Raw genomic sequence first — 25,038 nt, forward strand, 5'->3', positions numbered from 1 at the left:
GCCTCAGCCCCGGCGACGCCCGCGGCGCGGTGCGCGGGTGGGGCCTTGGCCATCGGTGCCATCGCTTTCGGAAGAGAAATCGCCGATCTCTTCGCGGATCTGCTCCAACGTCGGGGCCGGGCCTTTTTCGGTGCTGTCTAGCGCCTCGCGCATTGCGACCAGATGCTCAGGCAGGGTGCCGCAGCAACCGCCGATGATGCTTGCGCCTGCGTTGCGGGCCATCACCGCATAGCGCGCCATCAACTCGGGCGTGCCGTCATAGTGGATGTGGCCTTCGACGTATTTCGGAATGCCTGCGTTGCCTTTCGAAATGATCGGCAGCGTGCCGTTCTTCGCAGCAAAGCCAAGCACGGTGCGCAGCAAGTCAGAGGCGCCGGTGCCGCAGTTGGCGCCATAGGCCAGCGGCATGTTATCGAGCCCATGCACCAAGTCGACCATTCCTTCGGAGGTCAGCCCCATCATCGTGCGGCCCGCGGTGTCAAAGCTCATCGTGCCACACCACGGCAGACCGGCAAGCTGAAACCCCTCAGCAGCGGCGCGGTATTCTTCGGGGGCGCTGATCGTCTCTAGCCACCCGATATCGGCACCGCCTGCCTTGAGGCCATCGGCGGTCTCGTGGAACATCTCGACGGCGAGGGCGTGGGACAGAGTGCCCACAGGCTCCATAATCTCGCCCGTCGGGCCGACGGAGCCTGCGACGATCACTTTGCGTTCGGCGGTATCGGCCACTTCGCGCGCCAGTTCGGCGGAGACACGGCTCAACTCATGCACACGGTTCTGCGCGTCGTGCAGCTTGAGACGGGCGGCATTGGCGCCGAAGGAATTGGTCAGGAACAGATCGCTGCCTGAATCCACCGCGAAACGGTAGAGCTTGGTGATTTTGGCGGGCTCGTCGGTGTTCCACAATTCGGGCGCATCGCCCGACATCAGCCCCATGTTGAACAGATTGGTGCCCGTGGCCCCATCGGCGAGCAATGTGCCCTTTTCAGCGAGAAGATCGGTGAATGCGTTGCTCATGGGGGCTCCTGTTAGGTCTGAGAATTTCGCCTGATGTCATGGCGGCCACTTGGGGGCAATCTCATAATATTCATCTTCATTATGAGGGCAGGCGGGAAGGCTGCGCCCCGGTGCCAAAACCGGAGCGCAGGGGCTCAGCTTGTCTCGCTCAGCAGTTGCGCCTTGGCCTCGGCCATCAGACTCTGCATCTTGGCGCGGATCGTTGCCTCATCCGCGCGGTCGCCCAGATCGCCCGAGACTTTGCGATAAACGTCTTCGTCGCCCGCCTCTTCGAAATCGGATTTCACGACCTCTTTGGCATAGTCCTCGGCATCGCTGCCGGATTTGCCCAAAAGTTCAGCAGCCCAGAGGCCCAAAAGCTTGTTGCGCCGCGCCTCGGCGCGGAATTGCATGTCCGCGTCGTGGGCGAACTTGCTTTCAAAGGCATTTGCACGGTCGTCAAAGTTGCTCATGGCCGGTCTCCGATTGCTGCGGTTACTCTTTCGATATGCGAACGCGGGCCCGTTCTCGCAAGTGGCAGGGCAAAGGTGGCGGGCCATGCTTGCAGCAGCGGGGTGCTTGCACTAAGAGAAGCGCAAGCGGCGGGGATGTTCCCGGCCCCCTGTTGGAAAGGATGCCCATGGCCCGGCGCAACAAGATCTACGAAGGCAAGGCAAAGATCCTCTATGAAGGTCCCGAGCCCGGTACGATCGTTCAATATTTCAAAGACGATGCCACGGCCTTTAACGCCGAGAAGAAAGCCACGATCGAAGGCAAGGGCGTGTTGAACAACCGCCTGTCCGAGTTCTTTATGACTGGCCTGAACAGCATTGGCGTGCCGACGCATTTCATCAAACGCCTGAACATGCGCGAACAGCTCGTGCGGCAGGTTGAGATCATTCCGCTGGAAGTGATCGTGCGCAACTATGCCGCCGGTTCCATGTCCAAGCGCCTTGGCATCGAAGAGGGCACGCAATTGCCGCGCCCGATTGTCGAATATTGCTACAAGGACGACTCGCTCGGCGATCCGCTTGTTACAGAAGAGCATATCGCCGCCTTCGGCTGGGCCAGCCAGCAAGACATGGACGATATTCTGAGCCTTGCGTTGCGGGTCAATGACTTCATGTCGGGCGTGATGATGGCCGTGGGCATCAAGCTGGTGGACTTCAAGATCGAGATTGGCCGCGTTTACGACGGTGATTTCCAGCGTCTGATCGTCGCCGATGAGATCAGCCCCGACAGCTGCCGCCTGTGGGACATCGAAACGGGCCAGAAGCTCGATAAAGACGTGTTCCGCCGCGATCTCGGCTCGCTCACCGATGCCTATACCGAAGTGGCCAAACGCCTTGGCGTCATGCCCAAGAACAACGCGCCGGTGACCAAGCCGACGCTGATCAACTAACGCGGCTTCGCCGTTCAATTTGCAGATGTTACAAAGGGGTGTCGCGCCATGAAAGCACGGGTGCATGTGATGCTGAAGAACGGGGTGCTCGACCCTCAGGGCGAAGCGGTTCGCCACGCGCTCGGAGCCTTGGGCTTCGACGGGGTGAACGGTGTGCGTCAGGGCAAGGTGATCGAACTTGACCTCGCCGAAGGCACCTCCGAGGCCGATGTGAACGCCATGTGCGAAAAGCTCTTGGCCAATACGGTGATCGAATCCTATTCGGTGGAGCTGGCCTGATGCACGCAGCGGTGGTTGTCTTTCCCGGGTCCAATTGCGACCGCGACCTTGCCGTGGCTTTCAAAGCCGCGGGTGCCAAGGTCTCCATGGTCTGGCACAAGGACAGCGAACTGCCGCAAGGCGTTGATATTGTGGGGATCCCCGGCGGGTTCTCCTATGGCGATTACCTGCGCTGCGGGGCCATCGCCGCGAATTCGCCGATCTGCCGTACAGTGGCCGCCCATGCGGAGCGGGGCGGCTATGTGCTGGGCATCTGCAACGGATTTCAGGTGCTGACCGAAACCGGCCTGCTGCCGGGCGCGTTGCTGCGGAACGCAGGGCTAAAATACATCTGCAAGACCGTTGGTCTGAAGGTCGAGACTACAGCGAGCGATTACACCAACGGCTACAGCGCCGGTCAAGTCATCGACATTCCGATCGCCCACCACGATGGCAACTATTTCGCGGATGACGAGACGATTGCGAAACTGCGCGGCGAAGATCGCGTGGCCTTCAGCTATGCCGAGAACCCCAATGGCGCGCGCGATGACATCGCGGGCATCCTGTCGGAAAACCGCCGGGTGCTGGGCATGATGCCGCACCCTGAGCGGGCGGCGGAAGCGGCGCATGGCAATACGGATGGGGCGGCGCTCTTCCGCGCATTGACCGGTGCTTTGCAAACCGCCTGACTTGAGTGCGGCGCGCGGAGCGCGTAGGTTGCCGCGATGAGTGATACATCCGGTTCCGAAGGCAATAGCATGGCCGTATCCTGGCGGGTGCGGTTCGCCATCGCGGCGCTGATGATCCTTGCCGTGGTGACCATTTCGATCACCAACAAACTGCTGACCGACCGTTTTACCGAGAGCACTCGCAACCGCGCCGAACTGCGCATCGCGCTTTATAGCGGGAACCTGCTGGCGGAACTGCGCCAGAATGCCATCGTCCCACAGCTTTTGGCGCGCGACCCCACCTTGATCGGGGCGCTGCAAACGGCGGATTATTCCCTGTCGACGCAACGGCTTATCTCCTTCGTGGAGGAGATCGGCGCGGCCTCTTTGATGCTTTATGACATCGACGGGCGCACGGTGGCGGCGACCGACCGCAACCGTTTGGGCTCTGCGCATAAATCCGAGCCTTATTTCGTCGACGCCATTCGCTCCAACGCCACAATCTTTTCGACGATTGAGCGGGAGCAGGGCGGCTATCGTTTCCTCTATTCGCGGCGGATGCAGTCGGGCGGCACGACGCTGGGGGTGATCGCGGTCGAGGTCGACTTGCAGAAGTTCGAGCGCGCATGGGCCGGGATTTCCGATGCGGTGATCGTCATGGACAGCACCGGGCAGATCATCCTCGCCACTGAGCCGCGCTGGCGCGGCCTGACCGAACCCGAAGCCTTGGCCAACCACACGCCGCAAAGCGCGATTGAGCGCGCCATCCAAGCCACCACCGATTGGACCGCGCTGCCGCCCGATGCCTACTTGCAAGGCGAAGCGGTGATGCGGCTGGAGAACCGGATCCCGTTCCGCGGCTGGCGGATGAGTAGCTACACCACCTATGCCTCGGTCCGCGAGAAGGTGAACGGCGTGCTGGCGCTTGAGGTGATGGGTTTTGCGATCCTGCTGGCCTTGGCGTTCTACTTCCTTAGCCGTCGCACGGCCGGAAGGCTGGCGATCTTCCAACGGGAATCGGCAAAACTCAGGGCGCTGAACCTTGCCCTGCAACGTGAGATTGCCGAACGAAAGCGCGTGCAACAGACCCTCGCCGTGGCCGAACAAACGCTTGAACAGTCATCGAAACTCGCCGCCTTGGGCGAGATGTCCGCCGCCGTAAGCCACGAGTTGAACCAACCGCTTGCCGCGATGAAGACCTATCTGGCGGGCGCGCGGTTGTTGCTCAATCGCAACCGGCAGGATGAGGCGCTGTCGTCCTTTGGGCGGATCGACGATCTGATCGAACGGATGGGTGCAATCACCCGGCAGCTGAAATCCTATGCCCGCAAGGGGCAGGAAGCCTTCTCTCCGGTCGACATGGGCGCGGCCTTGGCCTCATCCTTGTCGATGATGGAGCCACAATTGCGCCAACGACAGGTCCAGATCAGCCGGATTCTGCCCGATAATCCCGTCATGGTGATGGGAGACCGTATGCGGATCGAGCAAGTTATGGTAAACCTGTTAAGAAACGCATTGGACGCAACAAAATCGGAACGAAACCCTCAGGTGGACATTATACTATCAGCGGGGGAGACGGCGACATTGACCGTGCGCGACAATGGCCCGGGGATCGAAGACTTGGACGCGCTGTTCGAACCTTTCTACACGACCAAACAGCCCGGCGATGGCGTTGGGCTGGGTCTTGCCATTTCATCGGGGATCGTGAACGACCTCGGTGGAAGGCTGACGGCGCGCAACGGACAGAACGGTGGCGCTGTTTTTGAAATGCAACTGCCCATATTGGCAGATGAAACGAAGATAGAAGCGGCGGAGTGAACGCATGGCTCAGGCAATGAAAATCGCGATTGTAGATGACGAACAGGACATGCGGCAGTCGATCAGCCAGTGGCTGGCCCTCTCAGGCTATGACACGGAAACTTTCGGCAGCGCCGAGGACGCGCTCAAGACATTGGGGCCCGATTATCCGGGCATCGTCATTTCCGACATCAAGATGCCGGGCATGGACGGGATGCAGTTTTTGAAAAAACTCATGGGCAGCGACTCGGCCCTGCCGGTCATTATGATCACCGGCCATGGCGATGTGCCGATGGCGGTTGAGGCGATGCGGGTGGGCGCGTTCGATTTCCTCGAAAAGCCCTTCAACCCCGACCGGATGAGCGAGTTGGCCAAGAAAGCCACCAACGCGCGGCGGCTGGTGATGGACAACCGCGCGCTGCGGCGTGAACTGTCGGACGGTGGCCAGTTGATGAAAAAGCTGATCGGCCAATCCCCGGTGATGGAGCGCCTGCGCGAAGATATTCTCGATCTGGGGCAGGCCGATGGGCATGTGCTGATCGACGGGGAGACCGGGACGGGCAAGACTTTGGTCGCCCATGCGCTGCACGCCGTAGGCTCGCGTGCGGGCAAGAAATTCGTGCTCGTCTCCTGCGGCGCCTTGGAGGAAGAAGCGCTGGCCAAACGGCTTTTCGGCCCGATGCAGCCCGAAGACGCGCAACTGCCTGCTATCGAAGAAGCCCGTGGCGGCACTTTGGTCTTGGAGGATATCGAAGCGCTGTCTGAGCAACTCCAAGCCCGGCTGCTGAGCGCGATCAACGAGCAGGGCACCCCGGCGGAGACGCGGATCGTCGCCATCTCGAACCTGCAAGAGGCGGGGCGCACCTCGGAAGACGCGCTGCGCTCGGACCTGTTTTACCGTCTGGCGGCGCTGCGCATCACCGTGCCCCCGCTGCGCCAACGGGGCGAGGATATTCTGACGCTCTTTACTCGGTTGAGCGATCAATTCGCGGATGAATACGGTTGCGAGGCGCCTCAGGTTAGCGCGCAAGAGGCGGCACAGCTGTTGCAGGCGCCTTGGCCCGGCAACGTGCGTCAACTCATCAACGTCGCCGAACGCGCCGTGCTGCAATCGCGCCGCGGCTCGGGCACCATTGCCTCGCTGTTGATGAGTGACCATGACGAAATGCAGCCGGTGATGACCACCGAGGGCAAGCCGCTGAAAGAATATGTCGAAGCCTTTGAGCGTATGTTGATCGACAACACCATGCGCCGCCACAAGGGCTCGATCGCCAGCGTCATGGACGAGCTCTGCCTGCCGCGCCGGACATTGAATGAGAAGATGGCGAAATACGGGTTGCAGCGGTCAGATTACCTCTGACCGCGCCCGGCAAGCAGCGCGGCTTAACCGTTGCGCTGCTCCGCGATCTCGACCGCTTTGCCATTCGGATCGGTGATGCAAGACCAGCTCGCCGCGCCGGGCACATCTACAATATGGCGGTAAAGCTCAACGACCGGACGGGTGGTGTTAATCGCAACCCCCGCCGCTCCGGTTTGCTGGGCCACCGCAGAGACACAGCTTTTCTGCCCGCGCAATTCCGCCAGCGCTGCGGGGTCGTCGGCCACGGCGATCTCATCACAGGCGGCCAGGCCCAGAAGGGTCAGACAAAGCGCGGGGCGCAGAAATTTAGGCATGAAAGCGGTCCTTTGAAACTCTGGGCCGCATCGGCGGCAAGGCAATTCTATGGTGTCGCCCGGCGACAGCCGCCGTGACAGTCTGAATGTTTCCAAGCCCATGCGCCTTGTCAACCGACCGGGGATAAAGCGCATTTGACTGTTGCTCATTCGATTGACCATTGTGTTTCACCCCGTAAAGCCCTTAACTAGCCGGATAAGTCCCGTAACGCCCGACCGGCGTGGGGTGACTTTTGACAGTTTCGCTGCCGTGCCCGCCCGACACCGGGGGGCCAGCAGACCGATTGGGCCGGAAACGGCCGAAGAACCGCTGATATTCGCGAGGGTTAGCCCGACCGAAGCACAGCTAATTAATGGATGGGAGAGGCCGCAGAGCCCTCGCATCGGAGAAGAACCGCGATGACGCGCGCAGATGCTCAGAGCAGACAGTCGGGGGCCATTCGTGGCCCTGCTGTTGCCGCGTCCTCCATCGCCCTGACAAGTCACACCTCCCAGCCCGAAGCCCCGCCAGGGGCATTTTGTGCGCGGGTGCTGTGCATAATGGATCTATGTCTAAGAAAATGCTTATCGATGCCACCCACGCCGAGGAAACTCGGGTCGTGGTCGTGGACGGAAACAAGGTCGAAGAATTCGATTTTGAATCGGAAAACAAACGCCAGCTTGCTGGCAATATCTATCTAGCCAAGGTTACACGGGTCGAACCGTCGCTTCAGGCGGCCTTTGTCGACTATGGCGGCAACCGTCACGGTTTCCTCGCTTTCTCGGAAATTCACCCCGATTATTACCAGATTCCCGTGGCCGACCGTCAGGCGCTGCTGGAAGAAGAGCGCGCCTATGCCGAAGCGCAGGCCGCCAAAGATGACGAAGAAGAAAAACCCAAGCGGACCCGCTCGCGGTCGCGTAGCCGGTCGAAAAGCCAAGCGGCCGAGACCAACAGCGATGATGCCGTAGCCACCGCCGAGGTCGCCGAGGAAAACAGCGATCAGATCGCGGGCATGGAAACCGTCGATCTCGACAGCGAAGAGGGCAGCTCGCCCATGGAGCGGGTCGCGGAGACGCCGGTTGAAGAGCCCGAGAATGATGCGGCGGAGGGTGATATCGCCAAGGCCGATGACGCGGCCCCGGCCAAGGCGGATGACGCGGCAAAGGCCGAGGATGCCGACGCCCAGGATGACGCGCAGGCCGACGGTGAAGACGCCGATGGCGAGGACAAAGGCAGCGATGCCACGGCGAAGGACGATTCCATCGAATCCGTCGCCGATGAAGACGACAGCGAAGACATCCGCCCCGTGCGCAAACCGCGCCCGCGCCGCTACAAGATTCAAGAAGTCATCAAGGTCCGCCAGATCCTGCTGGTGCAGGTCGTCAAGGAAGAGCGCGGCAACAAGGGTGCGGCGCTGACCACCTATCTCAGCCTCGCGGGCCGCTACTGCGTGCTGATGCCCAACACCGCCCGCGGTGGCGGCATCAGCCGCAAGATCACCAATGCTGCCGACCGCAAGAAGCTGAAAGAGATCGCGACCGAGATCGAGGTGCCGAAAGGTGCCGGCCTCATCGTGCGCACCGCCGGGGCGAAACGCACAAAGGCCGAGATCAAGCGCGACTACGAATACCTCCAGCGGCTGTGGGAACAGATCCGCGAGTTGACGCTGAAGTCCATCGCGCCTGCCAAAATCTACGAGGAAGGCGATCTGATCAAACGCTCGATCCGCGACCTTTACAACCGCGAGATCGACGAGATTCATGTTGAGGGCGAGCGCGGCTACCGCATCGCCAAGGACTTCATGAAGATGATCATGCCGTCCCACGCGAAGAACGTGAAGCTCTACAACGAGAGCCTGCCGCTCTTTGCCCGCTACCAAGTCGAGAGCTACCTCTCGGGCATGTTCAACCCCACGGTGCAACTGCCCTCGGGCGGCTATATCGTGATCGGCGTGACCGAAGCGTTGGTGGCGGTCGACGTGAACTCGGGCCGGGCCACCAAGGAAGGCTCGATCGAGCAGACCGCGCTCAAGACCAACCTTGAAGCCGCCGATGAGGTCGCACGCCAGCTGCGTCTGCGTGACCTTGCCGGGCTCATCGTGATCGACTTCATCGACATGGACGAGCGCAAGAACAACGCTGCCGTCGAAAAGCGCATGAAGGACCGGCTCAAGACCGACCGCGCGCGCATTCAGGTGGGCCGCATCTCGGGCTTCGGCCTGATGGAAATGTCGCGTCAGCGTCTGCGCCCCGGCATGATCGAGGCGACGACCCAGCCTTGCCACGCCTGCCACGGCACCGGCCTCGTGCGCTCGGACGATAACCTCGCCCTGTCGATTATCCGCCAGATCGAGGAAGAAGGCACCCGCCGCCGCTCCCGCGAGGTATTGGTACGCGCGCCCGTGGGCATCGCCAACTTCCTGATGAACCAAAAGCGCGAGCATATCGCCCATATCGAAATGCGCTACGGCATGTCCGTGCGGATCGAAGGCGATCCGTCGCTGGTGAGCCCCGACTTCCACATCGAGAAGTTCAAGACGGCCACGCGCACTGTGCCGCCCGTCTCGGATCACGTCGTCTCGGTCGATACTTCCCTCATGGATCAAATCGACGAGGATGAGAGCGCCGCCGAGGCCGAAGAGGCCCCCGCCGCACAGGACGCCAGCCCCTCTGACAACGGGAACGGCAATGGCAATGGTGAAGAGGGTGAGGGCAAATCCAAGCGCCGCCGCCGCCGTCGCCGCAGCCGGGGTGGCCGTGGCCGCAACGGCAATGGCGATCAGCAGAACGGTGCAGAGGATCAAAACGGTGCTCAGCAGCAGGACGAAGCGAAATCGGACGAGGGCGAGAAAACCGCGCCGGTAGAGGCGGAAGCCCCGCAGGCCGAAGCGGAAGCGGCGCCTGCTGCCGAGGAGAAACCCAAGCCGAAATCCCGCAGCCGCTCGCGCAAGCCTAAGGCCGAAATCGCTCCCGAAGCTGAACCCGCGCCCGAAGCCCTTGCCGCCGCAGAAGGCGAAGCGCCGAAGGTCAGCGCCGAGGCCGAAGGGGAGGAGACGCCCAAGCCCAAGGCCAAGCGTAGCCGTCGGACCAAGAAACCCGCAGCCGACGCAGCGGAAGAGACCGTAAGCGCAGACGCCGTGGCAAGTGAGGAAGAGGCCGCACCCGCGCCGAAGCCCAAGCGCCGCAGCCGGGCCAAGGCCAAGCCGGTCGAGCCGGTCGCCGAAGCCACGCCCGATGCGATGGCCGAAGCCCTGCCGAGTGAAGCGCCCATCGCGGCCCCGTCACCGGAGACGGCGACGCCCGTCGCGGAAGCGCCTCAGCCTGAGCCGCAGCCCGACCCCGCGCCGCAGCCGGTCGAGGCAGAGGCACCCGCTGCCGAAACCGCTCCTGAGCCAGTGGCCGAAAAGGTCGAAGAGCAGCCCGCCGAAAAGCCCAAGCCCAAACGGCGTGGCTGGTGGTCGCTGGGCAGCTAAAGTGCTCTAGATAAGGAAAACGGCGGGCTCTCGGGCCCGCCGTTTTCAGTTTGGCGATAGGGTAAGAAAGACGGCGCGACCGCGCCCGCTCAGCCGCCCTTGGTGATGATATAAAGCTCTGCCGCGCCCTCGGTCCGGGTTTCGGTCAGCTGATGGCCCGCCTCGGTACAGAAATGCGGCACGTCGATCACGGCGGCGGGGTCATCCGCCGTCATGTGAAGCTGATCGCCCGGCGCCAGCGCGGCCAGTCGTTTGCGTGCTTTCAGCACGGGCAGGGGGCAGAGAAGCCCCGTGGCATCCAGTTTTTCGATCTTCATAAGATCAGTTAAGCCAAGCCGGTCCCGAGGTCCACGATCTTGTGACAATATGACAGGTGACGCCGGGGCCATGTCGGTCTAGGAGTCGGTCATGTTTGAAATAAGCCTCCTCGACGCCGGGATCCTGCCGGCCATGACCATCGCCCTTGTCGCCGGGATTTTCAGTTTCCTGTCGCCCTGCGTGCTGCCCATCGTGCCGCCCTATCTGGCCTATATGGGGGGCGTGTCGATCAATGACATGTCGAGCCAATCCAGCGCGCGGCGGCGGGCGGTGGTGGCGGCGCTGTTCTTCGTGCTGGGGCTGAGCACCGTCTTCGTGCTCTTGGGCTTCACGGCCTCAGCCTTTGGGATGTTCTTTCTCCAGAATCAGGCGCTTTTCGCCAAGATCTCCGGCGTGGTGATCATCGTCTTTGGCCTGCATTTCATCGGCCTTTTCCGCATTCCCTTTCTGGACCAAGAGGCGCGGTTGGACGCGGGCGATAAGGGCGGTTCCAGCTTTGGCGCCTATGTTCTAGGGCTGGCCTTCGCCTTTGGTTGGACGCCCTGCATCGGCCCGCAGCTTGGCGCGATCCTGTCGCTCGCGGCGAGCGAGGCTTCCGTCTCTCGCGGTACGCTTTTGCTGGGCGTCTATGCGGCAGGGCTGGGGATCCCGTTCCTGCTGGCCGCGATGTTCATCACCCGCGCAATGACGCTGATGAACCGTATCAAACCGCATATGAAGCTGATTGAGCGGATCATGGGGGGGCTTCTCGTGCTCGTCGGGCTGGCCTTGCTGACCGGTGCCTTCACCGCCTTCTCCTTCTGGCTGCTCGAAACCTTCCCGATCCTCGCAACCGTGGGTTAAGCCTTATTCTCGCCCCGAATTACGGCTAGACTATGCCGAAGAAGAGGGCGGGCATGGTAAGCAAAGCGCAGGGAAAGACGGTGAAAACGCGCCGGGTGTTCTACATCCCCGGCTACGACCCGATTCACCCGCGCCGCTACCGCGAGCTGTACCGCAAAGAAAGCGCGGCGCAGGCGGCGATCTCGGGTTATGAGATCGGGCTGAAGCCGAAGGCGGGCCGCGGCAATTACGGCTGGCAGGTGGATGCTGAGATCGACGGGCAGCGGGTGAGCGCGCAGGTCGAGGTTCTGGTCTGGTCCGACATCGTGCGCGAAAGCATGAGCAGTTCGATCCCCGCGACCTATTTGCAATTGCTGCGCACCGCTTGGGTCTACATCGGATCGGGTGCGCTTTGGCGGCTCATGCGGCTGCGCAAGGGGCCGGTGATCGCCGCACTTTACCCCGTTGGCATGTTGATCGCGCAGGCGCTGCTGGCGGTGGCGCTTAGCCTGTTGACCTATGGCCTTCTCGGCATGCTCAGCGATCATTGGGCCGCGCGGCTCGCCTTCGCGGCACTGGGCATGGGGTTGGGCATTGCCCTGCTGCGCTGGTTCAAAAAGAAGGACGGCAAGTTTTTCGCCTATTACCTGATGCATGACTACGCCTATTCCGCCGCCACCAAGGGCGCGAATCCGCCGCAGCTTGAGGCCCGGATGGCGACCTTTGCCGATGCCATTGCCGCCGCGCTGACCGATGATGTCGACGAGGTCTTGGTCATCGGCCATTCCTCGGGCGCGCATCTGGGGGTTTCGGTGCTTGCCGATCTGATCCGGTCGGGCAGGGTGGCCGAAGGCGGGCCTGCTCTGGGTTTCCTCACGCTGGGGCAGGTGGTGCCAATGGTGTCTTTCCTGCCCCGGGCCGAGCGGTTGCGCAGCGATCTGCGCTTTCTCTCGGCGCGTGATGAATTGGCTTGGGTCGATGTCACCGCCCCGGGCGATGGCTGCGCCTTTGCGCTTTGCGATCCGGTGTCGGTGTCCGGCGTCGCGCCCGAAGGGAAACGCTGGCCGCTGGTCTTCTCCGCCGCCTTCACGCAAACCCTCAGCCCCGTGCGTTGGAAGGCGCTGCGCTGGCGCTTCTTCCGGCTGCATTTCCAGTATCTTTGTGCCTTCGACCGTCCACGTGACTACGATTACTTCCAGATTACCGCCGGGCCCCAGACACTCGCCGCGCGCTATGACGGGCGGCCTGCGTCGAAATCGCGGATCGACCAGGCGGTCAGCAAATACACCTCTGTCGCCGCATGAGCCATCCGCCCAAACCCCCTGCGCGCCCCGACCGGGTGTCGCTCTGGCGCTATGCCAAACTGTTTCGCGCCGACATCCTCTCGGCCCAGCCCGCGCGGCTCTATCGGGCATGGATGGCCGAGTTCAAAACGCCGTTCTTTCGCAGCTACCTGATGAACCAGCCCGAACTGGTGAAAACCGTGTTGAAGGACCGGCCCGAGGATTTTCCCAAGTCCGACCGTATCGGCGAGGGGCTGCGGCCCCTTTTGGGCAACTCCGTCTTTCTGACCAATGGCGAGACATGGAAACGCCAGCGCCGCATCATCGACCCAGCCTTCGAGGGCGGGCGCCTGCGTGAGACTTTCCCAGCCATGTGGGACGCGGCAGAGGCGACTGCGGCACGGCTGGAGCCCAAGGCGGGCCAGGTGGTCGAGATCGAGGCTGAGACAAGCCACGCCGCCGCCGATGTGATCTTTCGCACGCTGTTTTCCCTGCCGATCGAACATGAGGTCGCCCGCGCGGTTTTTGACGAGTTTCGCAATTACCAGCGCAGCCAGCCGATCCTGAACCTCGGGGCGCTTTTGCCGCTGCCGCGCTGGATGCCGCGCCTGTTTCGCCGCGACACACGGGCCAGCGCGGCGCGGATCAGGACACTGATCACCGATCTGACTCGCGCGCGCATGGCGCAGATCGAGGCGGGCACCGCGCCCGACGATCTTGCCACCAAGATCATGACCCAAGCCGATCCCGAAACCGGAGAGCGCTTCGGCACCCAAGAGATGGTCGATCAGGTCGCGATCTTCTTTCTTGCGGGGCATGAGACCAGCGCCTCGGCCCTTGCTTGGGCGCTGTACCTGATGGCCACCCATCCCGCGTGGCAAGAGCGACTGGCGGAAGAGGCGCAGGCGCTTGAGACCTGCGATTTCGCGGTGATGTCGAAACTCAAGCTCAGCCGCGATGTTTTTCGCGAGACGCTGCGCCTCTACCCGCCCGTGCCGATGATGGTGCGCGAGAACCGCTGCCCCGAACGCTTCCGTGACCGACAGGTGAAACAGGGCGCGCAACTGGTGCTCAGCCCGTGGCATCTGCACCGCCACGAACGGCTTTGGGACAACCCCGACGGCTTTGACCCGACCCGTTGGCATACCGAGAATGGCAAACAGTGCCAGCGCGACGCTTTCATCCCATTCTCCGCCGGGCCGCGGGTCTGCACCGGGGCGGGCTTTGCCATGGTCGAGGGGCCGCTGATCCTGTCGCGCATCCTGCGCGACTTCCGCGTGACCGCCCAACCGGACCGCGTGCCAGTGCCTGTCGCACATTTGACCGTCCGTTCAGATCAGGGCATTTGGTTAGCGCTATCAAGACGCTAGCTGCTATCATCGGCTTTGCGTTTCAATTAGAAACGCAGCGAACGGAATCAAAATAGGACCTGGGTGACATGGGCTACGACAAGGCGCAACTTGAGCAAATGGACAGCGGCAAGGGCTTCATCGCGGCGCTTGATCAATCGGGTGGCTCCACCCCCAAGGCGCTGAGCCTCTATGGCGTGGAACCGTCGGATTACAACGGCGACGAAGAGATGTTCAAAGCCGTCCATGACATGCGCGCGCGGATCATCTTGGCCGATGATTTCACCTCTGAAAAAGTGATTGGCGCGATCCTTTTCGAGCGCACGATGGATGACACGATCAATGACAAACCTGTTGCACAGCTGCTTTGGGAAGACCGCGGCGTGGTGCCTTTCCTGAAGATCGACAAGGGTCTGGAAGAGACCAATAACGGCGTGCAGATGATGAAGCCGATCATGGAGATCGACGATCTTCTGGCCCGTGCCGTGAAACACGGCATCTTCGGCACCAAGGAACGCTCTGTCATTCATGAGGCCAACGAAAACGGCATCGCCGCCGTGGTGGCGCAGCAGTTCGAACTGGCCAAACAGGTCTGTGCCGCCGGTCTCGTGCCGATCATCGAGCCCGAGGTGAACATCAACTCCGAGAGCAAGGCCGAGGCCGAAGAGATCCTGCACGGCGAGATCGCGAAACACCTGAAGGCGCTGCCCGAAGGTGAGATGGTGATGCTGAAGCTGACGATCCCCGAAAAGGCCGGTCTCTATGACGATCTGGCCGAACATGCCAATGTTCTGCGCGTCGTGGCGCTGTCGGGTGGCTATTCCACAGCGGAAGCCTGTGAACGGCTGGGCAAGAACCGGACCATGATCGCTAGCTTCTCCCGCGCTTTGACGGAAGGGCTGAACGTCAAGATGACGGACGCGGAGTTCAATGAGGCGCTCGGGCAGAACATCGAGAAAATCTACCAAGCGTCGATCTGTTAAACGGAATTTTTTGAAAATTCCGGGGCCGTTTTCTTTTAAAGAAAACGGCTACACGATCCGCCGGATGGATTCACGATTGCAAAATATGATGACCTGTCCGGCGTTTTCCACCGCTTGATACCCACGGCGCTTCAATTCCGCTTCGAATGCCCGGCGTCCGACGAATTTCTCGATATCCCGCGCTTTGCGCCGGATCACCTGACCGCTGATCGCGGCGCGCGAGGCAAAGAGGCTGTGGAGCCACGCCTGTGGCGAAAGGGGAGAGGCCAAAGTCATGACCGGACGCTAATCCGCTTTTGGTAAACGTTCCTTTAACGACCGCAGCACAAACAGCCGGATCGCCCCGGCCAGCCCGATGTCCAGCCCACGGGCGGCGTCGATCTCGGCCACCAATGCGTTGATCGGCACGCCCCGCGCGGCGGCGATGGCGCGGAACTCTTCCCAAAATTCGTCTTCGAGGGAGATTGATGTCCGGTGGCCCCTTAGGGTCACCGAATGTTTGCGGGGCCGGGTGCTCATGTCTCGCGCTTATGCGCGTCGAGCGTCGCCTTGGCTTGGGCGGCGCTTTTGCGCGCCGCCTCTTTCTCGGCTTTGCTGCGGCCAAAGCGCAGCGCATTCTCATCCGCCTGAGCGCGGCGGGCCGCAAGATCGCGTGCCTTTCTCGCCTTGTTCAGGTTGATGGGCTGGCTCATTTCGGGCCGATCATGTTCTCGGGGCGCACCACACGCTCGAATGTCTCGGCATCGACGAAGCCCAAAGCAATCGCCTCTTCCTTCAAGGTGGTGCCGTTCTTATGCGCGGTCTTGGCGACCTTGGTGGCGTTGTCATAACCGATCTCGGGGGCCAGCGCGGTGACCAGCATCAGCGACTCGCGCATCAGCTTCTCGATCCGGTCCGCGTCGGCCTTAAGGCCATCCACCAGATTGTCGGTGAAGGCCGAGGCTGCATCACCCAAAAGCTGCATAGATTGCAGCACGTTATAGGCCATCATTGGTTTGTAGACGTTCAGCTCAAAATGGCCCTGCGACCCGGCGAAACCGACGGCGGCATCATTGCCCATGACATGGGCACAGACCTGCGTCAGCGCCTCGCATTGCGTTGGGTTCACCTTGCCCGGCATGATCGATGAGCCGGGCTCGTTCTCGGGCAGGATCAATTCGCCCAGACCGCAGCGCGGGCCGGAGCCCAAAAGGCGGATGTCATTGGCAATTTTGAACAGCGACGCCGACACGGTCTTCAGCGCGCCGGAAATCTCGACCATCGCGTCATGGGCGGCCAGCGCTTCGAACTTGTTGGGCGCGGTGACAAAGGGCAGGCCGGTGATCTCGGCCATGTTATGCGCCACGGTTTCCGCCCAGCCTTGCTTGGTGTTCAGCCCGGTGCCCACGGCGGTGCCACCCTGTGCCAGCTCATAGATACGGCCAAGCGCGTCGCGCACGCGGGCGATGCCCATTGCGACCTGATGGGTATAGCCCGAGAATTCCTGAGACAGCGTCAGCGGTGTCGCGTCCTGCGTATGGGTGCGGCCAATCTTGATGATGCCTTCGAATTCCTCGACCTTCTTCTGCAACGCGCCGTGCAGCTTCTCCAGCCCCGGCAGCAGCACGTCACGCGCCGTCATCGCGGTGGCGATATGCATGGCGGTGGGGAAAGTATCGTTCGAGGACTGGCCCATGTTGCAGTGATCGTTGGGGTGCACCGGGTCCTTGGAGCCGATGGTGCCGCCCATGAGTTCAATTGCGCGGTTGGCGATGACCTCATTGGCGTTCATGTTCGACTGGGTGCCGGAACCGGTCTGCCAGACCACCAGCGGGAAGTTGTCGTCGAACTTACCCTCGAACACTTCGCCAGCGGCTTGAATGATCGCGCGACCGCGTTCCTCGTCCAGCGCGCCCTGCGCCACATTCGCCTGCGCGCAGGCTTTTTTGATCACGCCGAGCGCGCGCACGATGGCGATGGGCTGCTTTTCCCAGCCAATCGGGAAGTTCATGATCGAACGCTGCGTCTGCGCGCCCCAGTATTTATCGGCGGGGACTTCAAGCGGACCAAAGCTGTCGGTTTCGGTGCGGGTATCGGCCATTCTGCGGCTCCTGCTGTGACTTATCGTTGTCCAGCGGTGTACCTGCGCCTTACGCGCTGCGCAATGCGGGGATGGCGCTAACGGCCATTCCGGCGCTACTTCCGAAAGGAATCGAGCGAGACGATCTCAGCATCTTTGACCGGCTCTTCCGCGACTTCCAACTCTGCCTCATCCGTCTGGTCGAGCGTGGCCTCGTCTTCCGCCACGTCTTGCTCTTCGGTCTCTTGCTGTTCGAACCGCAGGCCGAACTCAACCGAAGGGTCCACGAAGGTGCGGATCGCGTCGTAAGGAATATAAAGCGGCTCTGGCGCATCGCCGAAGTTCAACGTGATGGCGAAACCGTCTTCACCCACATCGAGGCCGTCGTACCAGTGCTGCATCACCACGGTCATCTCATCGGGATAGCGGTCCGACAGCCAATCGGCCAATTCCGCATCCGGATGCGAGGTGTCGAAGGTGATGAAGAAGTGGTGATTCCCCGGCAGTCCCTTGTCCGATACGTCTTGCAAGACCCTGCGGATCAGGCCCCGCATGGCTTCGTGCATCAGGTTGCCGTAATCAATGCTGCGGCTCATTCTTCTCTCCGGTCCGGGCGTTGGGCAGGGGTAAGCATACCCCATTCAGGGGCGAGTGAAAGGGGGTCCCGCGCTAAATCGCGTGAAGGATCAGCGCCAGCGCCGCGAGCAAGACCATCGTGAGGACAAAACCACGCTTGAGCGCCAGCATCAGCACAGAAGCCAAGATGGTAAGCGCGGCGGCCATGGGGTTGAAACTGTCCCAAACGGGCAGGGGCAGGGCGAGCGGGCCATCAGCGCCCACCCGATCAAACAGCACATGCAGCGCAAACCAAACCGAGAGATTGGCGATGACCCCCACCACAGCCGCCGTGATCGCCCGCAGCGCGCCTGCAATGCGCGGCTGTTCAGAGAGCGCCTCAAGATACGGGCCAGCAAGGAAAATCCACAGGAAACAGGGCGTGAAAGTGACCCAAAGCGCCAGCAGCCCGGCAGCCACCGCCCCCGCGGGGCCGCTTTGCGCAAATCCCGCCAACATCCCGACGAATTGCGTCACAAGGATCAGTGGGCCGGGGGTTGTCTCAGCCAAGCCAAGCGCGTCGATCATCTGATCGGTCTCGATCCAGCCGAAATCCTGCACCACGGTCTGGGTCATATAGGCCAGCACCGCATAGGCCCCGCCGAAGGTCACCACGGCCAGTTTGGAAAAGAACAGCCCCAGTTGCAGCAGGAAGTCGTCGCCGATGAGGGAAAGGCACAGAAGCGGCGCGGCCCAAAGACCACCCCAGATGAGCAGGGTGCGCAGGCTATGCGCCGGCGGCAGGTCGGCGGCTTCGGTCTCAGGCGTCGGGCCTCGGCTCAGCATCCCAATGGCCCCGGCCACCAGAATGATCAGCGGAAACGGCAGGCCCAGCACGAAGAGGGCGATGAAAGACCCGAAAGCCAACGCCCAGCCGAGCCGCCCGTGCAGCGCCTTTGAAGAAACCTTCAGAAGCGCTTGGAATACCACGATAATGACAGCGGCCTTGATGCCCAGAAAGGCCGTTTGGACCAAGGGCATTTGCCCGTACCATGCGTATAAGAGCGCAAGAGCAGCGATGAATACCGCCCCCGGCACAACGAAAAGCAACCCGCCGAGCAGCCCGCCCGCGACGCCGCGCAGGCGCCAGCCTGCATAGGTCGCCAACTGCATCGCCTCTGGTCCGGGCAACAGCATACAGAGCGAAAGGGCCCGCAGGTAGGTCTGCTCGCTCAGCCACGGGCGATGCTCGACCAGCTCGCGGTGCATCACGGCGATTTGGGCTGCGGGGCCGCCGAAGGACATCAACCCAATCCGGCCAAACACGCGAAACATATCGGGCCAACTAGGTGGGGTCATCGGGGCCATCCTGCGTCATCAAGCCACTACGGCTTCGCTGCGTCACGGATAGGGCCAGAGAAAAGCGCGGTCAAGTTAAGGCAAGAGCGCCGTCTAACGGGTATGGAACGGAAGGGAAAAGTGCAGGTTTCTGTTGCCAGGTACCTGCGAACCCCGCCTTAAGCTGCAAGGCCTAAGGACTTAAGATTTCAGTCGCTGAAACCGCTTACGCGGCCATCGCAACTGGAGCACGATTGTCATTTGCAATTGTACAGTTTGAACCGATAACGGTGGTATCTCACCGAGACAAAGCAACCCCTTTAGACGTTCGTCGATCCTATTTCGGCCCCATGATCCCCAAATGAAGGATGTTTGGTGGAGCCGCCGGGTACCGCCCCCGGGTCCGAACCGCTTATTACGAGCGCGTTTATGTCCATAGTCCCGAAGGACAGGATTAAAGTAGGGCTGCCATGGGTGAATTGCAAGGGGTGCGATGCGGTGAATTTTTCACGTCAAGATAAGCGCGTATCGCGTTGTTTATATGGCCCAACCTAGCGTCTGCCCGCAACTTCGGCATTCCGCGCCGCACGCGCGGCGAAAACGCTTTGGGCAAGCTGTTGCGTCTCGGCCTCAAGCGCGGTCAGCCCCGCCGTCACCGCTTTGCCGTCATGGGCCTCTGCCGCATCCGCGATCTCTTGATGCAGAGCTACGATCCGCGCGCGATCCCGCGCGGTGAAGGTGATCATATTCATCAGGGGCTGCATCGCCTCAACCGCGCCCGCAAGTTGATAACTTAGCACCGGATTGCCCGCACCATCGACCAGCGCCCGGTGAAATGCCACGTCGGAGGCGCAAAAGGCCTCATCGGTCAGCCCCGGCTGCGCCTGCCGGTGAATCTCCGCGCGCATGGTGGCAAGGTGGTCCGCCGTCCGCCGCTCTGCCGATAGTGGGGCGCAGGCGCGTTCCAAGGCGAAGCGTGCCTCGCAAGCGGTCTCAAAACTCACCGCGTTCATCGACAGAAGCAGAGTCGATGTGGTGATCTGCTGCGCGTAGGCATCCGGAAAGCTCAGCCGGTTAACGAAAGCACCCCCCGTGGCCCCGCGCTGCGTGCGGATCAGCGATTGCGCGGCAAGCCGCTTCAACGCCTCGCGCACCGTGGGGCGGGAGACCTCGAACTGCTCGGCCAGCTCCGCCTCGGAGGGCAGGCGCTGGTCGACGATCAGATGCCCGCCGATGATGGCGTCGCGAATGGCCGTGGCGATCTGGGCCGATAGATCGGCGGGGTTGCTTGGGTCAATTTTCATATGTCTTACAATTAGTGTTTGCGAGGACTTTAATTGTCTGACATTAAATCTACAAGAGCACGCAGGGGAGGGCGGCGATGACCGGGATGGTACGATCAACACTATGGCTAGGTTTTTTCGCCCTAATTCTCGCCGCCTGGTGGATGATGTACAGCATGGCGATGCAGATGGACCTCGATCTGCTGGGCCGCCCCGGTGCCATGGGCGAACGCATGCGGCAGATGGATCCGGGCATGGATATGTATATGCCCATGGCGCGTTTCTTTCCGCTGTTCGTGATGTGGGGCGCGATGATGGCGGCGATGATGGTCCCGACCATGGTGCCGACGCTACGCGCCTACGAAGACCTCATGACTTCGGCCAATGGCACGCGCGCGGGCTGGCTGGCGGTGCTTGCGGGCTACCTCGCGGTCTGGCTCGTCTTCGCGGCGGGGATCGCGGGTTTGCAACTGTTGCTGCTGCACGGCGGCGTCATCGATATGCTCGGCATCGCCAAATCGCGTTGGACGGCGGCGGCGCTGCTCTTGGCTGTGGGCCTCTTCCAATTTACCCGCGCCAAGGAGATTTGCCACGGCGTCTGCCACTCTCCGATGATGTATTTCATGGGCCACTGGCGCCCCGGCGCCGCGGGCGGCTTTCGGATGGGGCTGGGCCTCGGCGCCTTTTGCGCGGGCTGCTGCTGGGGCTTTATGCTTCTGGGCTTTGCCGGCGGGGTCATGAACCTTGCTTGGATGGGGCTGGCCACGCTTTTCATGGTCATCGAAAAACTGCCCCAAATAGGGCATTACGTAACAAAACCAATGGGTTTCGCCCTGATCCTCGGCGCAGGTGTCGTGGCGGGTTGGCCCGTGATCACAGGAGGATGATATGCCAAACAGAGAGATGACACCCGCCAATTGGGCGATCAAGGGCGAGCTTTTCCTAAATTGCTCTTGCGATGTCTTCTGCCCCTGCGTGGTCAGCCTTGGCGCGCATCTGCCGACCGAAGGCCACTGCCATGCATGGATGGGCATCGTGATCGACGAGGGCCATTTCGAGGGGGAGGATTTGGCCGGCCTGAACGTCGGGCTATTGGTCGACATCCCGGGCCGCATGGGCGAGGGAAATTGGAAGGTCGCCGCCTATGTGGACGACCGTGCGAGCGAGGCGGCCTATGACGGGTTGCTGCAAATCTTCTCGGGCGCTGCGGGCGGCACCACGGGGCTGTTCACCATGTTGGTGAGCGAGATCATCGGCGCCGAACGCGCCCCAGTTGAGATCATTCGCGACGGCAACCGTCGGGTCATCAACATTGGCCGAAAGATCAACGGCGAGATCGAGATGCTGGCCGGGACCGAACCGGGAGAGCCGGTGACGATCACCAACTCGAAATACTGGATGGGGCCGAATATCGTCGCCGCGCGCGGCGTAAAATCCAAGGTCCGCGACTATGGCCGGGTCTGGGATTTCGGTGGTAAATCGGCTGAGGTCTGCGCGATTGATTGGCAGGGGGCGCGGTGATCACCCCCGCCTATGCCAAGGAAATGGCGCGCTATAATGCCTGGCAAAACAGACAGTTGTCAAATTTCGTTCAGACTTTGGATGAAGCATCGTTAACGCAGGATCGCGGGGCGTTCTTCGGCTCCATGCTCGGCACGTTGAACCATCTTCTGTGGTGCGATCAACTCTGGCTGTCGCGGTTCGACCCTGCAGCGCCAAAACCGGAAGGCAAAGACACCGAGCTTTGCCCCTCCGGCGACGCTTGGGTTTTGGCGCGAGGGCAATGCGATCTTGCTATTTCTGACTGGGCGTCGGGGCTCGACCAGTCGATGCTGGATGGAGATTTAACTTGGCATTCCGGTATCTTGCAGCGCGATGTTTCCAAGCCAATGGCGGGATGTGTGGTGCATTTTTTCAACCACCAAACCCACCACCGCGGCCAAGTGCACGCCATGCTCACCGACGCAGGATGTGACGCGCCGGTGAGCGATTTCATCTTTATGCCGGAGGAGGGCTGATGGCCGAACTCTCTCCCTCGCGCCGGATCAGGCGCACGCCATTCTCTGCCGGGGTCGAGGCAGCGGGTGTGAAAGCCTATACGGTCTACAACCGGATGCTGCTGCCGACCGTATTTGAGAGCACCGAGGCGGATTATCACCACTTGAAGAAAGCCGTGCAAGTCTGGGACGTGGCTTGCGAAAGACAGGTTGAACTGCGCGGGCCCGATGCTTCCCGACTGATGCAAATGCTGACGCCCCGTGATCTGCGCGATGTGGCGCCGGGCCGCTGTGTCTATGTGCCGATCGTGGATGAGACGGGTGGGATGCTTAACGATCCGGTGGCGGTAAAACTGGCCGAGGATCGTTGGTGGATTTCCATCGCAGATAGCGATTTGTTATTGTGGGCCAAGGGGATATGCAACGGTTATCATCTTGATGTTTTGGTCGATGAGCCGGATGTGAACCTACTGGCGGTGCAGGGGCCGAAAGCCGAAGATCTGATGGATCGCATCTTTGGCGCGGCGGTGCGGGAGGTGAAGTTCTTCCGCTTCGAGGGGTTCCAGTTTCAAGGCCGCGCCATGAATGTTGCGCGCTCCGGCTACTCCAAACAGGGCGGCTTTGAGATTTATACCGAAGGGGCCGATATCGCGATGCCACTTTGGGAGGCGCTTATCGAGGCGGGGCGCGATCTGGATGTGCGGGCCGGCTGTCCGAACCTGATTGAGCGGATCGAGGGCGGATTGTTGAGCTATGGCAATGACATGACCGATGACAACACGCCCCACGAATGCGGTCTTGGCAAGCTCTGCGACACGCAGGCGGCGATGGGCTGTATCGGCAGAGATGCGCTGCTGCGGGTGGCGAAAGAGGGGCCGGTGCAACAGATACGTCCCCTAGAGATCGCGGGCGATCCGGTGCCGCTTTGTGATCGTGTCTGGCCCTTGATGGCGGGCGACGAACGCGTGGGGCAGGTGACCTCGGCGGTTTGGTCCCCCGACTTTGGCGTGAATGTCGCCATCGGGATGGTGCGGATGACCCATTGGGACCCGGGCACGCGGTTGCAGGCGCGCACCCCCGATGGCGCGCGTGACGTGACCGTACGGGACAGTTTCTGGGCCTGAGGTCCGGTCGATTGAAACCTGAAAAGGAGATGAGAGATGAGCTTTAATGCGCTGATTGTAAACAAGGATGACCAAGGCCAGACCCAGGCCGAGGTCACCCAGATCACCGAAGACCAACTGCCCGAGGCCGAGGTGACGGTCGCGGTCGAATATTCCACCGTGAACTACAAAGACGGATTGTGCATCGGGCCGGGTGGTGGCTTGGTCCGCAACTATCCGCATGTGCCGGGCATTGATTTCGCCGGCACGGTCGAGACCTCGAATGACGAACGCTACAAGCCCGGCGACAAGGTCGTGTTGACCGGTTGGCGCGTGGGCGAAGCGCATTGGGGCGGCTATGCGCAAAAGGCGCGGGTCAAGGCCGATTGGCTGGTGCCGCTGCCCGAAGGGCTGGACACGCGGCAAGCCATGGCCGTTGGCACGGCAGGTTTCACCGCGATGCTGGCCGTCATGGCGCTGGAGGATCACGGCATCAAGAAAGGCCCGGTTCTGGTCACGGGTGCTGCGGGGGGCGTCGGCTCCGTCGCCACGGCGATCCTTGCCAACCTCGGCTATGAAGTGGCGGCGGTCACCGGTCGGCCCGAGACCGAGGATTACCTCAAAAGCCTTGGGGCGGCCCGGATCGTCGCGCGGGAAGAGATCAACGAGACTGTCAAACGCCCCCTTGAGGGCGAGACATGGGGCGGATGCGTCGATGCCGTGGGCGGCGCGATGCTGGCCCGCGTGTTGGGCCAGATGGAGTACGGGGCGAGCGTGGCGGCCGTGGGCCTTGCGGGCGGTGCCGCCCTGCCTGCCACGGTGATCCCCTTCCTGCTGCGCGGCGTGAACCTCTTGGGCATCGACAGCGTCATGCAGCCCTATGACAACCGTCTGCGCGCTTGGAAGCGGGTGGCCAAAGACCTGCCAATGGACAAGCTTGAGGCGATGGTCCAACCCGCTGGGCTCAGCGACCTGCCGCAACTGGGGGCGGACATCCTGAAAGGGCAGGTCAAAGGCCGGGTGGTCGTCGACGTAAACGCTTGATATTGCCTCGGCGCGGGGCGGTGTGGTTAATGGTCCGCGCCGCCCCGACCGCCAGAAGGAGAGCATGATGGCCAGCTACGACGACGACAATATCTTTGCCAAGATTCTGCGCAAAGAGATCCCAAGCTTTAAGGTCTATGAGGACGACAAGACCTATTGCTTTATGGACATCATGCCCCGCGCCGAAGGGCATTGTCTGGTGATCCCCAAGTCTCCCTGCCGCAACATGCTCGACGCGAGCCCTACACAATTGGCGGATTGTCTGGCGACGGTTCAGAAAGTCGCCAACGCCTGCCTGCGCGCCTTTGGCGCCGATGGCATCACCGTGCAGCAGTTTAACGAGGCTGCGGGCGGGCAAGAGGTCTTTCACCTCCACTACCACATCCTGCCGCGGCATGAGGGCGACAAGCTGCGTCCGCCCGGTGTCCAAGGGGACATGGACCGGATTCGCGAACAGGCCGATGCGATTGCAGCCGCGCTCGGGACAGGGTAGTCCCCCCAAACTTACGTCGCAGCAGATACCGAAACGGTCGTTTTAGCCAAGTTTCCAAGGGGGCTTGGCCGCAATGGCTTGCCCAATGGTCGCAGGCCTCTATCCTGTTGCGCACGGATGAGAAAAACAGAAGGCCGCGTTTTGCGCGGTAATCTGTCATC

Annotated in this window: 27 protein-coding genes and 1 other RNA gene; 16 read left to right on the top strand and 12 right to left on the bottom strand. The window is 61.7% G+C overall.

Annotated features, from left to right (window positions below):
* Nucleotides 1-3: 3 nt before the first annotated feature.
* Nucleotides 4-1,017: a betaine--homocysteine S-methyltransferase gene (gene bmt / locus ACGYK4_RS06320; RefSeq protein ID WP_394455633.1), complete on the bottom strand. Its 1,014-nt coding sequence runs from the start codon at nucleotides 1,015-1,017 to the stop codon at nucleotides 4-6.
* 134 nt (nucleotides 1,018-1,151) lie between these two features.
* Nucleotides 1,152-1,469, bottom strand: coding sequence for a DUF1476 domain-containing protein (locus tag ACGYK4_RS06325; protein WP_394409613.1), 318 nt, complete (start codon nucleotides 1,467-1,469; stop codon nucleotides 1,152-1,154).
* 167 nt (nucleotides 1,470-1,636) lie between these two features.
* Between ACGYK4_RS06325 and purC the strand changes: the two genes are divergently transcribed.
* From purC to ACGYK4_RS06350, 5 genes are all read left to right on the top strand, one after another.
* Nucleotides 1,637-2,398 carry a phosphoribosylaminoimidazolesuccinocarboxamide synthase gene (purC, locus tag ACGYK4_RS06330; protein WP_067266657.1) on the top strand — a complete coding sequence of 254 codons (762 nt, stop codon included), beginning with the start codon at nucleotides 1,637-1,639 and terminating at the stop codon, nucleotides 2,396-2,398.
* A 48-nt stretch (nucleotides 2,399-2,446) separates the two neighbouring features.
* The gene (gene purS / locus ACGYK4_RS06335; RefSeq protein ID WP_067266658.1) at nucleotides 2,447-2,677 is read left to right on the top strand and encodes a phosphoribosylformylglycinamidine synthase subunit PurS; all 231 of its coding nucleotides are present in this window, start codon (nucleotides 2,447-2,449) and stop codon (nucleotides 2,675-2,677) included.
* The gene (gene purQ / locus ACGYK4_RS06340) at nucleotides 2,677-3,345 is read left to right on the top strand and encodes a phosphoribosylformylglycinamidine synthase subunit PurQ (protein ID WP_394455634.1); all 669 of its coding nucleotides are present in this window, start codon (nucleotides 2,677-2,679) and stop codon (nucleotides 3,343-3,345) included. The genes purS and purQ overlap by 1 nt, the downstream gene beginning before the upstream one ends.
* A 69-nt stretch (nucleotides 3,346-3,414) precedes the next feature.
* Entirely contained in the window at nucleotides 3,415-5,142 is a 1,728-nt protein-coding gene (locus ACGYK4_RS06345; protein WP_197470957.1) for an ATP-binding protein, read from the top strand.
* Nucleotides 5,143-5,146: 4 nt separating this feature from the next.
* Nucleotides 5,147-6,481, top strand: coding sequence for a sigma-54 dependent transcriptional regulator (locus tag ACGYK4_RS06350; protein WP_067266663.1), 1,335 nt, complete (start codon nucleotides 5,147-5,149; stop codon nucleotides 6,479-6,481).
* A gap of 23 nt (nucleotides 6,482-6,504) precedes the next feature.
* Here ACGYK4_RS06350 and ACGYK4_RS06355 read toward each other — a convergent pair whose 3' ends face one another.
* Entirely contained in the window at nucleotides 6,505-6,795 is a 291-nt protein-coding gene (locus ACGYK4_RS06355; RefSeq protein ID WP_394455636.1) for a hypothetical protein, read from the bottom strand.
* A 548-nt stretch (nucleotides 6,796-7,343) separates the two neighbouring features.
* Between ACGYK4_RS06355 and ACGYK4_RS06360 the strand changes: the two genes are divergently transcribed.
* Nucleotides 7,344-10,250: an Rne/Rng family ribonuclease gene (locus tag ACGYK4_RS06360; RefSeq protein ID WP_394455638.1), complete on the top strand. Its 2,907-nt coding sequence runs from the start codon at nucleotides 7,344-7,346 to the stop codon at nucleotides 10,248-10,250.
* An 89-nt stretch (nucleotides 10,251-10,339) separates the two neighbouring features.
* Here the strand turns inward: ACGYK4_RS06360 and ACGYK4_RS06365 are convergent, their stop codons facing one another.
* Complete coding sequence (locus ACGYK4_RS06365) at nucleotides 10,340-10,567, bottom strand: sulfurtransferase TusA family protein (protein ID WP_394429910.1); 228 nt, start codon at nucleotides 10,565-10,567, stop codon at nucleotides 10,340-10,342.
* Nucleotides 10,568-10,658: 91 nt separating this feature from the next.
* Here ACGYK4_RS06365 and ACGYK4_RS06370 point away from each other — a divergent pair, with 91 nt between their 5' ends.
* The 4 genes from ACGYK4_RS06370 to ACGYK4_RS06385 all read left to right on the top strand — a co-directional run bounded on the left by ACGYK4_RS06370 (nucleotide 10,659) and on the right by ACGYK4_RS06385 (nucleotide 15,005).
* Entirely contained in the window at nucleotides 10,659-11,411 is a 753-nt protein-coding gene (locus ACGYK4_RS06370; RefSeq protein WP_271687236.1) for a cytochrome c biogenesis CcdA family protein, read from the top strand.
* Between the two features lie 53 nt (nucleotides 11,412-11,464).
* Nucleotides 11,465-12,694, top strand: coding sequence for a hypothetical protein (locus ACGYK4_RS06375; RefSeq protein WP_394455640.1), 1,230 nt, complete (start codon nucleotides 11,465-11,467; stop codon nucleotides 12,692-12,694).
* A complete protein-coding gene (locus ACGYK4_RS06380) occupies nucleotides 12,691-14,043 on the top strand; it encodes a cytochrome P450 (RefSeq protein ID WP_394429915.1) in 1,353 nt (450 codons plus the stop codon). Before ACGYK4_RS06375 ends, ACGYK4_RS06380 begins: the two co-directional genes overlap by 4 nt.
* Nucleotides 14,044-14,111: 68 nt before the next feature.
* Entirely contained in the window at nucleotides 14,112-15,005 is an 894-nt protein-coding gene (locus ACGYK4_RS06385; RefSeq protein WP_394429918.1) for a fructose bisphosphate aldolase, read from the top strand.
* Nucleotides 15,006-15,053: 48 nt separating this feature from the next.
* Here the strand turns inward: ACGYK4_RS06385 and ACGYK4_RS06390 are convergent, their stop codons facing one another.
* From ACGYK4_RS06390 to ACGYK4_RS06425, 8 genes are all read right to left on the bottom strand, one after another.
* Nucleotides 15,054-15,281, bottom strand: a complete 228-nt coding sequence (locus ACGYK4_RS06390) for an N-(5'-phosphoribosyl)anthranilate isomerase (RefSeq protein ID WP_394429920.1) — start codon at nucleotides 15,279-15,281, stop codon at nucleotides 15,054-15,056.
* Between the two features lie 9 nt (nucleotides 15,282-15,290).
* Complete coding sequence (locus ACGYK4_RS06395) at nucleotides 15,291-15,524, bottom strand: ribbon-helix-helix domain-containing protein (protein ID WP_394429922.1); 234 nt, start codon at nucleotides 15,522-15,524, stop codon at nucleotides 15,291-15,293.
* Nucleotides 15,521-15,697, bottom strand: coding sequence for a DUF4169 family protein (locus ACGYK4_RS06400; protein WP_067266677.1), 177 nt, complete (start codon nucleotides 15,695-15,697; stop codon nucleotides 15,521-15,523). Before ACGYK4_RS06400 ends, ACGYK4_RS06395 begins: the two co-directional genes overlap by 4 nt.
* Entirely contained in the window at nucleotides 15,694-17,085 is a 1,392-nt protein-coding gene (fumC, locus tag ACGYK4_RS06405; protein ID WP_394429924.1) for a class II fumarate hydratase, read from the bottom strand. The genes ACGYK4_RS06400 and fumC overlap by 4 nt, the downstream gene beginning before the upstream one ends.
* Before the next feature lie 95 nt (nucleotides 17,086-17,180).
* Nucleotides 17,181-17,660, bottom strand: coding sequence for an SspB family protein (locus ACGYK4_RS06410; protein WP_394407803.1), 480 nt, complete (start codon nucleotides 17,658-17,660; stop codon nucleotides 17,181-17,183).
* Nucleotides 17,661-17,733: 73 nt separating this feature from the next.
* Nucleotides 17,734-18,978, bottom strand: a complete 1,245-nt coding sequence (gene chrA, locus ACGYK4_RS06415) for a chromate efflux transporter (RefSeq protein ID WP_394455642.1) — start codon at nucleotides 18,976-18,978, stop codon at nucleotides 17,734-17,736.
* A gap of 119 nt (nucleotides 18,979-19,097) precedes the next feature.
* Nucleotides 19,098-19,446: a transfer-messenger RNA gene (ssrA, locus tag ACGYK4_RS06420) on the bottom strand.
* Nucleotides 19,447-19,508: 62 nt separating this feature from the next.
* Complete coding sequence (locus ACGYK4_RS06425; RefSeq protein ID WP_394455643.1) at nucleotides 19,509-20,261, bottom strand: FadR/GntR family transcriptional regulator; 753 nt, start codon at nucleotides 20,259-20,261, stop codon at nucleotides 19,509-19,511.
* Between the two features lie 77 nt (nucleotides 20,262-20,338).
* Here ACGYK4_RS06425 and ACGYK4_RS06430 point away from each other — a divergent pair, with 77 nt between their 5' ends.
* The 6 genes from ACGYK4_RS06430 (at nucleotide 20,339) to ACGYK4_RS06455 (ending at nucleotide 24,877) form a co-directional block, all read left to right on the top strand.
* Nucleotides 20,339-21,127 (top strand): DUF2182 domain-containing protein, encoded by a 789-nt coding sequence (locus tag ACGYK4_RS06430; protein ID WP_394455645.1) that lies wholly within the window; start codon nucleotides 20,339-20,341, stop codon nucleotides 21,125-21,127.
* Between the two features lies 1 nt (nucleotide 21,128).
* Nucleotides 21,129-21,761: a DUF1326 domain-containing protein gene (locus ACGYK4_RS06435; RefSeq protein WP_394455647.1), complete on the top strand. Its 633-nt coding sequence runs from the start codon at nucleotides 21,129-21,131 to the stop codon at nucleotides 21,759-21,761.
* Entirely contained in the window at nucleotides 21,758-22,258 is a 501-nt protein-coding gene (locus tag ACGYK4_RS06440) for a DinB family protein (protein WP_394455649.1), read from the top strand. The genes ACGYK4_RS06435 and ACGYK4_RS06440 overlap by 4 nt, the downstream gene beginning before the upstream one ends.
* Complete coding sequence (locus ACGYK4_RS06445; protein ID WP_394455651.1) at nucleotides 22,258-23,361, top strand: dimethylsulfoniopropionate demethylase; 1,104 nt, start codon at nucleotides 22,258-22,260, stop codon at nucleotides 23,359-23,361. The genes ACGYK4_RS06440 and ACGYK4_RS06445 overlap by 1 nt, the downstream gene beginning before the upstream one ends.
* A 36-nt stretch (nucleotides 23,362-23,397) precedes the next feature.
* On the top strand, nucleotides 23,398-24,384 hold the full coding sequence (gene acuI / locus ACGYK4_RS06450; protein WP_394455653.1) for an acryloyl-CoA reductase: 987 nt from the start codon (nucleotides 23,398-23,400) through the stop codon (nucleotides 24,382-24,384).
* Between the two features lie 67 nt (nucleotides 24,385-24,451).
* On the top strand, nucleotides 24,452-24,877 hold the full coding sequence (locus ACGYK4_RS06455; RefSeq protein WP_394429940.1) for an HIT family protein: 426 nt from the start codon (nucleotides 24,452-24,454) through the stop codon (nucleotides 24,875-24,877).
* The last annotated feature ends 161 nt before the right edge of the window (nucleotides 24,878-25,038 follow it).

Source organism: Sulfitobacter sp. 1A13368 (assembly GCF_043557275.1).
GTDB classification, from domain to species: domain Bacteria; phylum Pseudomonadota; class Alphaproteobacteria; order Rhodobacterales; family Rhodobacteraceae; genus Sulfitobacter; species Sulfitobacter faviae.